General features: G+C 41.8%; 13 protein-coding genes. 8 read left to right on the forward strand and 5 right to left on the reverse strand.

Going from position 1 to position 14,147, the window contains the following annotated elements; genetic code table 11:
* The first annotated feature begins 120 nt into the window (after window positions 1-120).
* The 4 genes from rplM (at window position 121) to tsf (ending at window position 3,256) form a co-directional block, all read left to right on the forward strand.
* On the forward strand, window positions 121-576 hold the full coding sequence (rplM, locus tag ACEZ3G_RS02970) for a 50S ribosomal protein L13 (RefSeq protein WP_432423987.1): 456 nt from the start codon (window positions 121-123) through the stop codon (window positions 574-576).
* Window positions 576-962, forward strand: coding sequence for a 30S ribosomal protein S9 (rpsI, locus tag ACEZ3G_RS02975; protein WP_432423988.1), 387 nt, complete (start codon window positions 576-578; stop codon window positions 960-962). The genes rplM and rpsI overlap by 1 nt, the downstream gene beginning before the upstream one ends.
* A 230-nt stretch (window positions 963-1,192) precedes the next feature.
* A complete protein-coding gene (gene rpsB, locus ACEZ3G_RS02980) occupies window positions 1,193-2,359 on the forward strand; it encodes a 30S ribosomal protein S2 (RefSeq protein WP_432423989.1) in 1,167 nt (388 codons plus the stop codon).
* 72 nt (window positions 2,360-2,431) lie between these two features.
* Entirely contained in the window at window positions 2,432-3,256 is an 825-nt protein-coding gene (gene tsf / locus ACEZ3G_RS02985) for a translation elongation factor Ts (RefSeq protein ID WP_432423990.1), read from the forward strand.
* A 79-nt stretch (window positions 3,257-3,335) separates the two neighbouring features.
* Here tsf and ACEZ3G_RS02990 read toward each other — a convergent pair whose 3' ends face one another.
* The 5 genes from ACEZ3G_RS02990 to ACEZ3G_RS03010 all read right to left on the reverse strand — a co-directional run bounded on the left by ACEZ3G_RS02990 (window position 3,336) and on the right by ACEZ3G_RS03010 (window position 8,459).
* Entirely contained in the window at window positions 3,336-4,178 is an 843-nt protein-coding gene (locus tag ACEZ3G_RS02990; protein ID WP_432423991.1) for a DUF4097 family beta strand repeat-containing protein, read from the reverse strand.
* The gene (locus ACEZ3G_RS02995; RefSeq protein ID WP_432423992.1) at window positions 4,179-5,045 is read right to left on the reverse strand and encodes a DUF4097 family beta strand repeat-containing protein; all 867 of its coding nucleotides are present in this window, start codon (window positions 5,043-5,045) and stop codon (window positions 4,179-4,181) included.
* A 42-nt stretch (window positions 5,046-5,087) separates the two neighbouring features.
* Window positions 5,088-5,894: a hypothetical protein gene (locus tag ACEZ3G_RS03000; protein WP_432423993.1), complete on the reverse strand. Its 807-nt coding sequence runs from the start codon at window positions 5,892-5,894 to the stop codon at window positions 5,088-5,090.
* A gap of 4 nt (window positions 5,895-5,898) precedes the next feature.
* Entirely contained in the window at window positions 5,899-6,453 is a 555-nt protein-coding gene (locus tag ACEZ3G_RS03005; RefSeq protein WP_432423994.1) for an RNA polymerase sigma factor, read from the reverse strand.
* Window positions 6,454-6,590: 137 nt separating this feature from the next.
* Window positions 6,591-8,459 carry a M61 family metallopeptidase gene (locus ACEZ3G_RS03010; RefSeq protein ID WP_449288536.1) on the reverse strand — a complete coding sequence of 623 codons (1,869 nt, stop codon included), beginning with the start codon at window positions 8,457-8,459 and terminating at the stop codon, window positions 6,591-6,593.
* Window positions 8,460-8,620: 161 nt separating this feature from the next.
* Between ACEZ3G_RS03010 and pyrH the strand changes: the two genes are divergently transcribed.
* The 4 genes from pyrH (at window position 8,621) to asnS (ending at window position 14,125) form a co-directional block, all read left to right on the forward strand.
* Window positions 8,621-9,328, forward strand: a complete 708-nt coding sequence (gene pyrH / locus ACEZ3G_RS03015; protein ID WP_432423996.1) for a UMP kinase — start codon at window positions 8,621-8,623, stop codon at window positions 9,326-9,328.
* 43 nt (window positions 9,329-9,371) lie between these two features.
* A complete protein-coding gene (gene frr, locus ACEZ3G_RS03020; RefSeq protein WP_432423997.1) occupies window positions 9,372-9,926 on the forward strand; it encodes a ribosome recycling factor in 555 nt (184 codons plus the stop codon).
* A 279-nt stretch (window positions 9,927-10,205) separates the two neighbouring features.
* Entirely contained in the window at window positions 10,206-12,620 is a 2,415-nt protein-coding gene (locus ACEZ3G_RS03025; protein ID WP_432423998.1) for an efflux RND transporter permease subunit, read from the forward strand.
* Between the two features lie 71 nt (window positions 12,621-12,691).
* On the forward strand, window positions 12,692-14,125 hold the full coding sequence (asnS, locus tag ACEZ3G_RS03030; RefSeq protein ID WP_432423999.1) for an asparagine--tRNA ligase: 1,434 nt from the start codon (window positions 12,692-12,694) through the stop codon (window positions 14,123-14,125).
* Window positions 14,126-14,147: the final 22 nt, after the last annotated feature.

Below are 14,147 nucleotides of genomic sequence, written 5' to 3' on the forward strand. Positions count from 1 at the left end.
TCAAAAAGGGAGAAAAAATGAAAAAATAATCAGAAACCTGCATTTGTATTTCAAGTAATTTAATGTACATTTGCAGCCCATTTCTGGGGATTGAAGTGTTTAATATATAAAAACAGTAGTGTGGACACATTAAGTTATAAGACCATTTCGGCCAATAGAAAGACCATTGACAAGCAGTGGTTATTGGTAGATGCAGAAGGAGAAACACTTGGACGTCTTGCCTCTAAAGTCGCAAAAATGCTTAGGGGAAAGCACAAGCCAAATTTTACGCCGCACACTGACTGTGGGGATAACGTGGTCATTATCAATGCCGAAAAAATAACAATGTCTGGCAACAAATGGGAGTCGAAAAATTACTTGCGTTATACGGGGTATCCCGGCGGGCAACGATCGACTTCTGTCATTGAGGTATTGCAAAAGCATCCTGAACGCATTATCGAAAGAGCGGTAAAGGGAATGTTACCCAAAAATAGATTGGGTGCCGAGCTTTTCAGAAACCTAAAAGTTTATGCAGGCACCGAACATGGTCAAGAAGCACAAAAACCGACTGTAGTCAACCTAAAAGAGTTTAAGTAATGGAAACGATTCACAAAATAGGAAGAAGAAAAACGGCGGTTGCCAGAGTATATGTTTCGGAAGGCAAGGGAAATATCACGGTCAACCAACGAGACCTCAATGACTATTTCACTACGGCGACACTTCAATACAAGGTAAAGCAGCCTTTCGCCCTAACAGGCACCGAAGACAATTATGATGTTAAGGTCAATGTCTACGGTGGTGGAATTACCGGACAGGCAGAGGCCATTCGTTTGGCGTTGTCACGGGCAATGTGTGAAATCGACGACGAGAACAGGGCAACTTTAAAACCAGAGGGACTTTTGACAAGGGATCCCAGAATGGTAGAGCGTAAGAAATTCGGTCAGAAGAAAGCCCGTAAGAAATTCCAGTTCTCGAAACGATAAATTGTACAACAGACCATCCGCCTTTGGCGGATGTTTCGATTATATTTTATTAACAAGTTCATTGAAAGTTTTCCGTCCGAGGCGGAAGCAATTAAAAATCCTTAGGCCATTTCAATTCAACATGGCCAAGGTAAATTAGTTTAGCATCTAAATGTTGAAGGCTTCCCATTTACTATTATGGGATACCACTTCGGCATTGCTAATTCAAAAGAACGTAAACTAAATTAAAAATGGCTAAAAAAGTCGAAGTAAAAGATTTATTGGAAGCAGGTGTGCATTTTGGCCACCTAACGCGAAAGTGGAACCCTAATATGGCGCCCTACATCTACATGGAGCGAAACGGGATTCACGTAATCAACCTTTACAAAACAGTTGCAAAAATGGAGGAGGCCAATGAGGCCCTCAAAAAAATTGCAGCTTCAGGGCGAAAAATTCTTTTCGTTGCCACCAAAAAACAGGCTAAAGACATAGTGGCCGAAAAAGTGGCGAACGTAAACATGCCTTACATTACCGAAAGATGGCCGGGCGGAATGTTGACCAATTTCGTTACTATCAGAAAGGCGGTCAAGAAAATGGCATCCATCGACCGTATGAAAAAAGACGGCACTTTTCTGACCCTATCTAAAAAAGAGCGGTTACAGGTGGATCGTCTGCGTGCCAAATTGGAAAAGAACCTTGGTTCAATATCTGAAATGACACGTTTACCAGGAGCATTGTTCGTCGTTGATACAATGCGCGAGCATATTGCCGTAAAGGAAGCCCAAAAATTGAACATTCCGATTTTTGCGATGGTCGATACCAATAGTGATCCCCGTGACGTCGATTTTTTAATCCCTTCCAATGACGATGCTTCCAAATCGATAGACATCATCATGACACAGGTAACCAATGCGATAGCGGAAGGTTTGGCCGAACGTAAATCAGAAAAGCAGTCAAAAGACGAAGGAGATGCTGAAGATGTGGAAGAAACAACAAATACGGTTGTAGACGACATGGAAGATGAGACCCTTGACGAAAAAGTGCCTAAGGTAAAAATTGAAAAGCCAGCAGTGGCCAAATTCAAGAAGGACGTTGAAGAGCCGAATGAAGAAAAGGCCGAAAAGGTAGAGGCTCCCAAAAAATCGAAGGCAAAAGCGGATAAAGGTGACGACGACCTTACAAAAATAGAAGGGGTGGGGCCTAAAGCGGCTGAAGCCCTTATCAACGCAGGTTTGGATACTTTTGAAAAGGTCTCCAAAGCCGAGCCGTACGCAATAAAGGAAATCTTGACCGAAGCAAGTTCGAGAATGGCGCATCTTGACCCGACTTCATGGCCAAAGCAAGCTAAAATGGCGGCAGATGGTAAATGGGACGAACTTAAAGAATGGCAAGATCAGGTCAAAGGTGGCGTAGAGTAAGTTAGCACAGATAAAAAAATATTCAAAAAGACTTCCCGTCAGTCAGGGAATGACAACTAAAGAATTCGAATTATGGTAAAAATTACCGCAGCAGACGTAAATAAATTAAGAAAGACCACAGGAGCAGGCATGATGGATTGTAAAAATGCCCTGGTCGAAGCCGAAGGAGATTTTGACAAAGCGATTGAAATACTTCGTAAAAAAGGACAAAAAGTAGCCGCAAAGAGGGCCGATAGAGATTCTTCGGAAGGTGCGGCCATCGCGAAGGTCAATACTGAAAATACTGAAGGTGTAATCATCTCATTGAATTGTGAGACCGATTTCGTAGCAAAAAACGAGACATTTGTAACCTTGGCAAACGAATTGGCCGAATTGGCATTGGGCCACGACAACAAAGACTCGTTCTTGGCCGCCGATTATAATGGCATCTCCGTTCAAGAAAAGTTGACCGAGCAAACGGGTGTCATCGGCGAAAAGATAGAGATTGGCGGGTTTGCCAAGCTAAGTGCGCCTTTTGTTGGTTCTTATATTCATGCGGGCAATAAAATTGCTACTTTGGTAGGCCTTTCAGCTGCCGTTGAAGGTGCTGCCGTTGCCGCCAAAGATGTGGCCATGCAGGCCGCTGCAATGAATCCTGTTGCCCTGAACGAAGAAGGTGTTGACCAATCGATTATCGATAAGGAAATCGAAATCGCCAAAGATCAATTGCGCCAGGAAGGAAAACCGGAAGCCATGTTGGACAATATAGCAAAAGGTAAATTAAAGCGTTTCTTTAAAGACAATACTTTGGTAAACCAAGATTTCATTAAAGACAGCAAACAAAGTGTTGCCCAGTATGTAAAATCGGTAAATGCCGATCTGGAAGTTACAGGATTTGAGCGTGTGGCTTTAGGATAAATCTTTAGATCATACCAAAAACAAAAAGCCCCGGCCAATGGCCGGGGCTTTTTGTTCTATCGGAACTTCGATTTTATTTTTACCGGAAGATAATATAACCGTTAAAGGTCTTAAAAAGCATTTCAGGTCCTCCACCATTGATGCTTCCATTGACCCATTGTTCGATTTTGACCTTGTATTTTCCCCCGGAATTATTTTTATCGACTACAGGCTTTTGCTTATCCAAGGCCATGTCAAAATCGGTGAAGATATCGCCCATTTCCGATTTCAGCTTTAAATCGGCTTTTGTTGTACTTGGAAACGTAACCTCCAAATCACCGTTCATACTACTAAAAGCCATACTCGCCCCACTGTTGACCGATATAAAATTCACTTTGATATCACCGTTGACCGTATCTGCAGAAACGGATCCGCTTACGTCTTCAACCGTTATCTCCCCATTGACATTGCTGATCTCGAACTCGCCCTTAACGCCATGTACCGTAATGTTTCCTTTGTTTACCGTACCTAATTTCAGAGAAAAATTCACGGGTACTTTGATTTCAAGATTTGTGGGCTTGTTCCATTGTTCATTGATGATCTGCACCGTATTGTTTTTTTCCTCGGCACTTATTTTCATGGAACTGTTTTCGATTCGCTTAAGTCCGTCTTTTTCCTTTTTGTCCTTTCGGCGGTTGTCATTTCCAAAGGAAGCCTTGACGATTACTTCGGCACCCTCATAGGCCATTACGTCGATAGATCCCGCCAATTGTTCGACAATCAACTTACCAGAACTACCAGGATTGCTCAAAGGTACCGTGAACAGTTCGACACTATCTTCTTGGGCATTTAAAATCAGGGGTACCCAAAGCAATGCAATAAAAACTATCTTTATTTTCTTCATGATATCGTATTTTAAATTCTCTTGTCTTATTGAACTCATTTAGATTTTTTTGATTATCACATCACCGTTCAAAGTCTCAAAGTCGAATTCAAGACCGCCTTTACCGATCTGTACCACAGGTTTCGCTTCATAGCGATACTTCGTGTTCTTACCACCAGATCCGTCTTTAGTAGTCTTGGCATATTGATTTGAGATATCGAAATCGGTAAATAGTTCACCGTTCATGCTTTTAAAAGCTATGTCTGCAGAGAGGTCTTTTTGATAGGTAATATTGATATCGCCGTTCAACGAATAATATGTTGACGAAGCGACCGGATTATCGGCATACGAGATACGGACTTCGCCATTGATACAGTGTACTTTGGTCTGACCCGTTATGTTCATCAATTCAATACCTCCGTTGATATTATTGGCATTGATATAGGTGCCCCTAGTATTCTTGACCAAAACCTCACCGTTATTGATAGCACCGACCTTAAGCCGGCTTTCTTTTGGCATTTTGACCTTGAAATTGAGTGTGTGCTCATACGGTGATTCTTCCCAACCATTACAATCGATTGAAGTAAAACGACCGTCCTTATAATGCATATTGGGCACATCTGGGTAAACGATCAATCGACCATTTGCGTGCAACACATTGACCCCGACTTCCTTTTTGCCGAGTTCCAGATCGTTCGAATTACGTGCGGAAATAACCTTATCGACTTCAAGCAGTACAATGTCGCCATCATAACCTTCAACGGTTATCGAACCGTTGAGATTATGAACTTCGAGCATTCTTTCATTTCCGGTGTTCTTGTAGGCAAGTTCTTTTTTGATAACCTCTTTGAACTCTTTTTTTTGCGCCGTGGCGTTTTGCATGCCCAAGAATACCACTAAGGCCATACAGGTAATCGTTTTTTTCATGTTTCTAAAATTTGACTGTTCGTAAATTAATTGATGAATATTTTAAATTATCGATGCTATCGATGTTTCCAGTTTCTTCTTGACCGATGCATCCAATTCTTTGGAACGCATAAGTTTCTTGAACGGTTCAATCGATCTTTTCTCTTGCAAAGCCACCATTAGATTGGCCAGTGTCACTTGAACGATAGGCGAATCTTGTTTTACTATAGACTGTACCAAACCTTCCCGCACCAAAGGCTCGTCGAGATAGTTGGTCAATGATTCTATGGCGGCCAAACGTACATTTACATTGGCATCATTGTTCAATGTCTGTAACAAGGCATTGATTACCTTTTCGTCGACCTTTGCAATTTTATTGGCCTCATTGATACCTTGCAGCCGTTTGTTGGCCGAAGGCTGATCCAATAAGGTGAGTACCAGTTTTTCACGTACGGCTTCGGTTTCACCGTTTTCGACGACCGTAGTCTTTACAAACCTCTCGGATTCACTTTCGGAATTTAAATAATAACCTAAACCAACTCCCAAGACAAGCAATAAAATGCCATAGGCCATCTGCGGTTTCCAAAGGATTTCGACAAATGTGGCCAACCAATCTCTGGAATTTCCTTTGGACTTTTCGACTTTTTCGATTTCACCGTGGAGCATCTCAAAAAAGCGCCCGTCCATCGCTTCGGAAGGCTCGGGAACTTTGCCTTCGCCAAGTCCATTCCAAGTTTGTTCCAAGGTTTCAAACTGTTCTCGATGTTCAGGATTCGCTTGCAGGAATTCTTCGAACCCTCTTCTTTCATCCTCGTTCAAAGTATCCGTCAGATACTCCATCATCGCTATTTCAAACTTTTCCTTATCCATAGTATCAACTATTTTCCAATTGCAAAAAAATGCTGCGCAGATCGTTCAAGGCCCTATGGGCCTTTACCTTGGCCGCTCCTTCACTACAACCCAACATCTCCCCTATCTCGCTGAACTTAATTTCTTTGTATTTACTTAAAATCAATATTTCACGTTTTTCTAACGGTAATTTCTGCATGGCCCTGTTCAACAACGATACCGAATCATTTTGATCCATTATAGAATTCAAATCCTTGTCATCGTACAGTTTGTATTCCACTGAATCCAAATCGCTGTGCCTATTTTCGTTCTTGTTCTTTCGGTAATAATCATAATTCACATTACGGGCCGTCTTGAACATCCAGGCACTATAAGACCCTTCTCCTGTGAAGGTATACCTGTATTTCAGCATTCTTACGAAAACATTCTGTACCAGATCCTCGCTAATAGCGGCATTGTTGTTCATGTTATAAAAGAACCCGAACAATCTTTTTTTATGGCGCTCGTACAGAAGGCCGAGTTTATCGAACTCGCCGGATTTTACTTTAAGCATCAATGCGTTATCGGTCAGCTGCTGCATTTTTTTGTCTTCAAAAGGGTAAACCGAGGTTTTTGGAAAAGGTTACAAAAAATTCAAAATTTCTTTTAAGGTAGTTTTTTCGAACAAAAAACGCCACCTGATCGGTGGCGTTATAAATTTAAAGAAACGAGTATCATTTAGCCTTTGAGCCATGCTTCCCGAAGTGCTGATTGTTCGGTACTTGAACCTTCAGCGGTAACTATTTCATCTACCATTAAAGTCGGGCTTCCCACTTTGCCTTCCACAGCAATTTCTTCCCCATCGCGATCGACTGTCATCTTAATTTCCGTATCGGGTGTCCATCCAAAGCTTTGTCCTATTATCGGGCGAATCGCCTCCAAGTTGATGGGTGTGTCGTTGATGCTCTTGATGACATCACCGCCCTGAAGACCCAATTCTTTATAGAAAGTGCTCAATTCGATTCCCTTTCGAACAAAAACGGCATTGTCATTAGACTGATCGACATCGATAAAAGGAACCTCACCATCAAGAAAATAACCGGTCTGCTTTTCCGAAGTTGTTGTTTCAAGACCAACTTTGGCCAGATAATGGGCATAGTCTATTGGCGTATCGCCGATAACGTGTGTTTCAAAAAACTCCCGCACTTCAGGGTAGGTCATCGCAACAATCTCTTCGATCAAATTTTCATCTTTGAACGGTGTATTGTTGCCATATTTCTTCGAAAGCTCTTTCATCATCCATAGCACTCCCTTTTCACCATTGCTTTTCTCACGCAGCAATATATCAAGGGCCATATTGATCAATGCCCCTTTTTCATATACATTGGCATAATTTGCCTTATAAGGTTCCTCTAAAATATTTTGGCTCATCACGGTAAACGACATCGCATCGTCATAAGATTTTGCATTGTTTATTTTGCCGATGATGCGCTCATAAAATTCCGTCTCATCGATCAACCCTTGCTGTATCTGAAACAAATTGGCAAAATATTCGGTGGTACCTTCGTACATCCAAAGATGTTGTGACATTTTCGGGTCGTTGAAATCAAAATACTGAATCTCTTCTGAATGAACGTTCAACGGGGTAACGATATGAAAGAACTCGTGTGAGACCACATCGACCATTGCCTGTTCCAATGCTTCTTTTTGCATCACTTCGGGCAGGACCACGACCGTTGAAGTATGATGTTCCAAAGCTCCAAACCCATTGGCATCAGTATCCCCCATTTCAGACAGGTACAACAAAATGTTATATTCTTTTGTACCATCGACATCGCCCAAAAAGGTTTTTTGGGCGGCCATCATTTTTTCCATACGTTCTCTCAAACCAGAGGCCGTGTACGTTCCATTTGGAGAATACACGCTTAACGTAACGGTAATATCATTGATCTTGAAAGATTCTGTGTTCGGTCTTGAATATAATATCGGATTGTCGATGACGTCGAAATAACGACTCGCCAAGAAAACCTCTATATTCGGATCATCGGTTTCGGTTTTCTTTGTTAGGGATGTGGTAGATTCCAATCCTGTTGGCTTTTTGACCGATAGTTCGTAAGGCACCTCCTTAAGACCATCAAAATAGCCCACAAAACCATGTAGGTTCAGCATGAAATTTTCACCCTTTAGAATATTCGTGCCTGCCGGGGAAAATACGGCCTCGTCAATTTCGTTTTCGGAATCGTAGGTATCGTTGACCCAGTAGGTAACCTTGTCCAGGTTTTTTCCGTTCGAAATGTTCCAGGTATTATCATCGGCCTTAGAAACGACCAGTTCTTTTCCATCATAATCCAAAGCCTTAAGACCTTCGATATACTTACCGTAGTTGTCACTGCTATAAGTACCCGGAACCGTTTTGGGTATATAAAACGAAACCGTTTCTTGAGCAAAGGCGCCAGGATCGATCTCGACCATGACCTTATCGTCAACAATATTGTCAATATCCAAAATGGCACTGATCGGAGTTTTGTCGGCTGCAGGGATCGACTTTGCAGCACTACAGCCGTATAGCATGCCAACAACAAGCATTATTATTCCTAATTTTCTGATCATCATATATAAAGTTATCGGTTTTAAAGCGCTGCAAGATTATAAAATTCAGTACACATGAAGGACATTATTATGAAATAATTAAGGATTCTTTTACGCCTAACCTTACCTGCTCTCCATAATTTTTTTTGACTATTTTTGTTCTGAATTAAACACGACCGATGCAATACAAACGAATACTTTTAAAACTTAGCGGCGAGGCCTTAATGGGCGAAAAGCAATACGGAATAGACGGTAAGCGGCTCGCCGAATATGCTCAGGAAATCAGGGAAGTAGTCGAAAAAGGAATCGAAGTTGCCATTGTAATCGGGGGAGGAAATATCTTTAGGGGCCTGGCAGGTGCAAGCAGCGGTATGGATCGCGTTCAAGCAGACCACATGGGCATGCTGGCGACGGTCATCAATGGTTTGGCCCTTCAAAGCGCATTGGAAATTCAAGGAGTGCAGACGAGATTGCAATCGGCCATTCAGATCAATGAGGTCGCAGAACCTTTTATTCGCAGAAAGGCAATGCGACATTTGGAAAAGGGCAGGGTCGTTATTTTTGGTGGAGGTACGGGCAATCCGTATTTCACAACTGATTCGGCGGCAGTCTTGCGAGCGATTGAAATGGAAGCCGATGTTATTTTAAAAGGTACCCGGGTCGATGGTATCTATACCTCAGACCCCGAAAAAGACTCTAACGCGACCAAATTCGATACGATATCTTTTAACGATGTTCTTAGAAAAGGGTTAAAGGTGATGGACACGACCGCCTTTACCTTAAGTCAGGAAAACCAATTACCCATTATCGTGTTCGATATGAACAAAAAGGGAAATTTGGCGAAAATCTTGGAAGGTCAAAATATTGGTACGATAGTAAATCTATAACTCCGGTACAATTTGTGCTTATCATATTATTAAAGTTTTACATATGAATGAGGAAATTACATTTATTCTAGATGCCGCCAAGGAAAGTATGGATGCAGCGATCACCCATTTAGAGAAGGAATTCGTTAAGATCAGGGCAGGCAAGGCAAGCCCTTCGATGTTGTCTAATGTCAAGGTAGATTATTATGGTTCGCAAACACCATTGTCACAAGTATCGAACATCAATACTCCCGATGCCCGTACGATTTCGGTACAACCTTGGGAAAAATCTCTGTTGTCTGAAATAGAAAAGGCCATTATGAACGCTAATCTGGGGTTCAACCCGATGAACAATGGCGATTTGATCATAATCAACGTACCGCCGCTTACAGAAGAGCGAAGGATACAATTGGTCAAACAGGCCAAAGCCGAGGCCGAAGATGCAAAAGTTGGCGTTAGAAATGCCAGACAAGATGCCAACAAAGAAATTCGAGAGCTCGATATTTCTGAAGACCTCGAAAAAAATGCCGAAACCGATGTACAAGAACTTACCGATACCTATATCAAGAAAATTGATAATTTTCTAGGGGTAAAAGAGGCTGAGATCATGAAGGTGTAATCACGTTACCAAAAAGTTTTTAGGCGACCAATGGTCGCTTTTTTTTGTTTGAATGTTCTTTTGCTTCAACACGGCATCCCACCAATATTTTTATATCCAAAAGAAAAAATCAATATTCATTACGGAATAAAAACAGCCGTTCTAGGAACACAATCTTGCATTTTCTACCTTTGCCCTGTTTTTGGCAAGGAAAAAGACCATGTCATATCGCGGGCTTACTTCGAACCGATGGCTATATAGGGTATTAATTATTGGCAAAAGCAAAAGTCGCATTCTAAAATGGTAGCTAAACTAACACAAGGTTTTTGGGCAAGAACTGCACGGATCATCTTACGCAATCGTATTTTGATCTTGTTTTTGGTAGCGGCCTTTACCTTTTTCATGGGCCTTCAGTGGGATAAAATGCGCTTTAGTAGTTCTCAAGCAAACCTATTGCCAGATGAGCACCCTGTTAATGTTCAGTACCAATCATTTTTGAACCAATTCGGCGAGGAAGGCAATGTTATTGCCTTCGCCATTCGCGACAGCAGTCTTTTTACCACTGAAAACTTCAATCGCTGGAACAAGCTCAGCAAACAATTGGCTGCTTTCCCCGAAGTTGATTTTGTCATTTCAACGGATAATCTTCAAGAATTGAAAAAGGACAATACAAAGCAAGAATTTGTATTGGATGCCCTTATCAAATCTCCCATAAAGTCGCAATCGGAATTGGACACCATCACCAAACATCTTTTTAACGATTTACCTTTCTACGACAATCTATTGTACAATGCAGAAAGTCGAACGGTTCGTACCGTATTGTATTTAGACAAGGATATTGTCAATACCTCTGTACGCAAAGATTTTGTTCTAAAAGATCTTACCACGTTAATAAATGATTTTGAAATGGAGACCGGTCTCGATGTCCATGTCTCTGGCATGCCCTATATTCGAACCCTAAACTCGCAGAATATCATTGACGAGATCGGCAAATTCATTCTTGCCGCGTTGGGTGTGACCTCGCTTATTTTCTTTTTCTTTTTCAGAAGTTTCCGTGCCACTATCATATCGATGTTCGTTGTTATCATCGGTGTAATGTGGGCTTTCGGATTTTTGGGACTGTTGCAATATGAAATCACGGTACTTACCGCTTTGATTCCTCCCCTGATCATTGTGATCGGAATTCCAAATTGTATTTTTTTGATCAATAAATACCAACAAGAGGTAAAAAAACATGGAAATCAGGCCCTCTCTTTACAACGGGTCATCTCCAAAATCGGAAATGCCACATTGATGACCAATGTGACCACGGCTTCCGGTTTTGCAACATTCATAATTACCGACAGTAAACTCTTGAAAGAATTTGGTATCGTAGCCTCGATCAATATCATAGGAATTTTTATCATTTCACTTCTTGTCATCCCTATTGTATACAGTTTCATGTCGCTTCCGAAAACGAAGCACTTGAAACACCTTAACAAACGTTGGATCGATGCCTTTGTCAATTGGATGGAACACCTCGTTCGTGAAAAACGAATATCGGTTTATATCGTATCGATCGCTTTGTTGGTCATCAGCATCATTGGCATATATCAGATAAAGATATCGGGCAGCCCCATTGAAGATATGCCCAAAAACAAACAGTTTTTCAAGGACATTCGTTTTTTTGAGGAAGAATTTGATGGCATTATGCCCGTTGAAATCGTGGTCGATACCAAAAGTCCAAAAGGTATAATGAAACCTGCTACCCTCAAGCGGATGGATCAATTAAGCGATGTGGTCGAAGAAATTCCAGAACTATCAAGACCCGTCTCAGTGGTCAACTTGGTCAAATATAGTAAACAGGCCTTTTACAACGGCATACCGAAGTACTATCAATTACCCACAACGCAAGAGCATAATTTCATCATGCAGGTGGCCGCTAAATCATCGGGAAATAGTAATCTTTTAAAAAGTTTTGCCGATAGTACCGGACAAATTGCACGGATTACGACATTTATGAAAGATGTCGGCACCGAACGTATGGAAGCTATCGAAAGTCGACTTCAAGAGAATATCGATAAATTTTTTCCGTCCGAGCGATATGACGTATATATGACAGGCAGTGCGCTTATTTTTCTAAAGGGCACCAAATATCTGGTCAAGAACCTAGTGCTTTCGTTGGCGTTTGCCATATTTCTGATCGCACTTTTTATGGCATACCTCTTTCGTTCTTTTCGCATGATCATTATTTCGCTCATACCCAATTTACTGCCATTGGTAATTACTGCAGGGGTCATGGGCTTTGTAGGCGTACCGATCAAGCCATCGACTATTCTGGTCTTCAGTATTGCCTTCGGCATTTCGGTTGACGACACCATACATTTTTTGGCCAAATATCGCCAAGAATTGATTGCCAACAAATGGCGGATCCAGAAGTCTGTTTATGCAGCTTTGCGCGAAACGGGTGTCAGTATGTTCTACACTTCAATTGTACTCTTTTTCGGTTTTTCGGTATTCACCATATCGAATTTTGGGGGCACGGTCGCCCTTGGGGCGTTGGTTTCGGCAACACTTCTATTTGCCATGCTCGCCAATCTTGTATTGTTACCTTCATTATTACTTTCGTTGGAGCGTAGCATTGCCAATAAAGAAGTTTTGAAAAAACCACAGATCGATATTTTGCCCAAAGAAGAAATGCGGCGTGGCAAGAATGTCGACGATGGCACTTCATAAGTCCAATAATTGGCTTTTTCAAGTCGGTTCTTTTTTATCAAAAACCTATCTTTGGGGTCTAATTTTTGAAGATGGTTTCAATCAGCATAAAAGAATTACTTAATAAGGAGCCCTTATCGCAAGAGGTCACCGTAAATGGTTGGGTCAAAACCTTTAGAAGCAATCGGTTTATAGCCTTGAACGATGGTTCAACTATCAACAATATTCAATGCGTTGTAGATTTCGAGCAATTCGATGAAGCATTGCTAAGGCAGATCAATACCGGTGCCGCTTTAACGGTAAAAGGCACTTTGGTAGAAAGCCAGGGCAAAGGGCAAAATGTTGAAATTCAGGTCAAAGATGTAACCGTTCATGGAGGTGCTGACCCTGAGACATATCCCATTCAACCCAAAAAGCACTCTTTGGAATTTTTAAGGGAAAAAGCCCATCTTCGCGTTCGCACCAACACTTTTGCCGCTGTAATGCGCGTGCGCTCGGCCTTGTCATTTGCCATTCATCAATATTTTAGAAAAAACGGATTCTATTATTTTCACGCCCCCATAATCACTGGATCCGATGCCGAGGGAGCAGGCGAAATGTTCAGGGTAACAACTTTAGATGGAAAAAACCCACCTTTAGATGGCAATGGCAATATTGATTACAAGGAAGATTTTTTTGGAAAGGAGACCAATCTGACCGTCTCTGGCCAATTGGAAGCAGAGGCCTATGCCATGGGCCTTGGCAAGGTATACACCTTCGGACCGACTTTCAGGGCCGAAAATTCGAACACTTCTAGGCACTTGGCCGAGTTTTGGATGATCGAACCAGAAATGGCCTTTTTTGATCTTGATGCCAATATGGACCTTGCGGAAGATTTCATCAAAAGCGTAATCAAGTATATTCTTGAAAATTGTGAAGATGATCTCGTTTTCCTGGAAAAGCGATTACTCGATGAAGAAAAATCGAAACCTCAGGCCGAACGTAGTGAAATGGCCCTAATCGATAAGTTGAAGTTTATCGTGGAAAACCGTTTCAAAAGGTTGACCTATACCGAAGCAATCGAAATTCTTAAAAATTGCAAGCCCAATAAGAAGAAAAAATTCCAGTATATAATCGAGGAATGGGGAGCGGATCTGCAAAGTGAACATGAGCGTTTTCTCGTCGAAAAGCACTTTAAGTGCCCCGTAATTCTCTTCGATTACCCGGCAAATATTAAGGCCTTTTACATGCGTTTGAACGAAGATGGCAAGACGGTGCGCGCAATGGATATTTTGTTTCCCGGTATCGGTGAGATCGTTGGCGGATCGCAGCGCGAAGAACGTCTTGACATACTAAAGGAAAAGATGGCGGCCTTGGACATACCCGAGAAAGAACTTTGGTGGTACCTTGACCTACGAAAATTCGGTACCGCCGTACATAGTGGTTTTGGCCTTGGTTTTGAAAGATTGGTTCAATTCGCTACTGGAATGGGAAATATACGGGATGTAATCCCTTTTCCACGAACCCCCCAGAATGCGGAGTTTTGATTTGAATTCGTTAACTTTATAA

It is taken from the genome of Meishania litoralis (assembly GCF_042611095.1).
Lineage (GTDB): Bacteria > Bacteroidota > Bacteroidia > Flavobacteriales > Flavobacteriaceae > Meishania > Meishania litoralis.

What these genes read in the sequence shown, in the direction of transcription:
- tsf (WP_432423990.1), top strand. Translation starts at nt 2,432, where the DNA reads ATGGTAAAAATTACCGCAGCAGACGTAAATAAATTAAGAAAGACCACA.
- ACEZ3G_RS02990 (WP_432423991.1), bottom strand. Translation starts at nt 4,178, where the DNA reads ATGAGTTCAATAAGACAAGAGAATTTAAAATACGATATCATGAAGAAA.
- ACEZ3G_RS03000 (WP_432423993.1), bottom strand. Translation starts at nt 5,894, where the DNA reads ATGGATAAGGAAAAGTTTGAAATAGCGATGATGGAGTATCTGACGGAT.
- ACEZ3G_RS03005 (WP_432423994.1), bottom strand. Translation starts at nt 6,453, where the DNA reads ATGCAGCAGCTGACCGATAACGCATTGATGCTTAAAGTAAAATCCGGC.
- ACEZ3G_RS02995 (WP_432423992.1), bottom strand. Translation starts at nt 5,045, where the DNA reads ATGAAAAAAACGATTACCTGTATGGCCTTAGTGGTATTCTTGGGCATG.
- asnS (WP_432423999.1), top strand. Translation starts at nt 12,692, where the DNA reads ATGGTTTCAATCAGCATAAAAGAATTACTTAATAAGGAGCCCTTATCG.
- rpsI (WP_432423988.1), top strand. Translation starts at nt 576, where the DNA reads ATGGAAACGATTCACAAAATAGGAAGAAGAAAAACGGCGGTTGCCAGA.
- pyrH (WP_432423996.1), top strand. Translation starts at nt 8,621, where the DNA reads ATGCAATACAAACGAATACTTTTAAAACTTAGCGGCGAGGCCTTAATG.
- frr (WP_432423997.1), top strand. Translation starts at nt 9,372, where the DNA reads ATGAATGAGGAAATTACATTTATTCTAGATGCCGCCAAGGAAAGTATG.
- ACEZ3G_RS03025 (WP_432423998.1), top strand. Translation starts at nt 10,206, where the DNA reads ATGGTAGCTAAACTAACACAAGGTTTTTGGGCAAGAACTGCACGGATC.
- rpsB (WP_432423989.1), top strand. Translation starts at nt 1,193, where the DNA reads ATGGCTAAAAAAGTCGAAGTAAAAGATTTATTGGAAGCAGGTGTGCAT.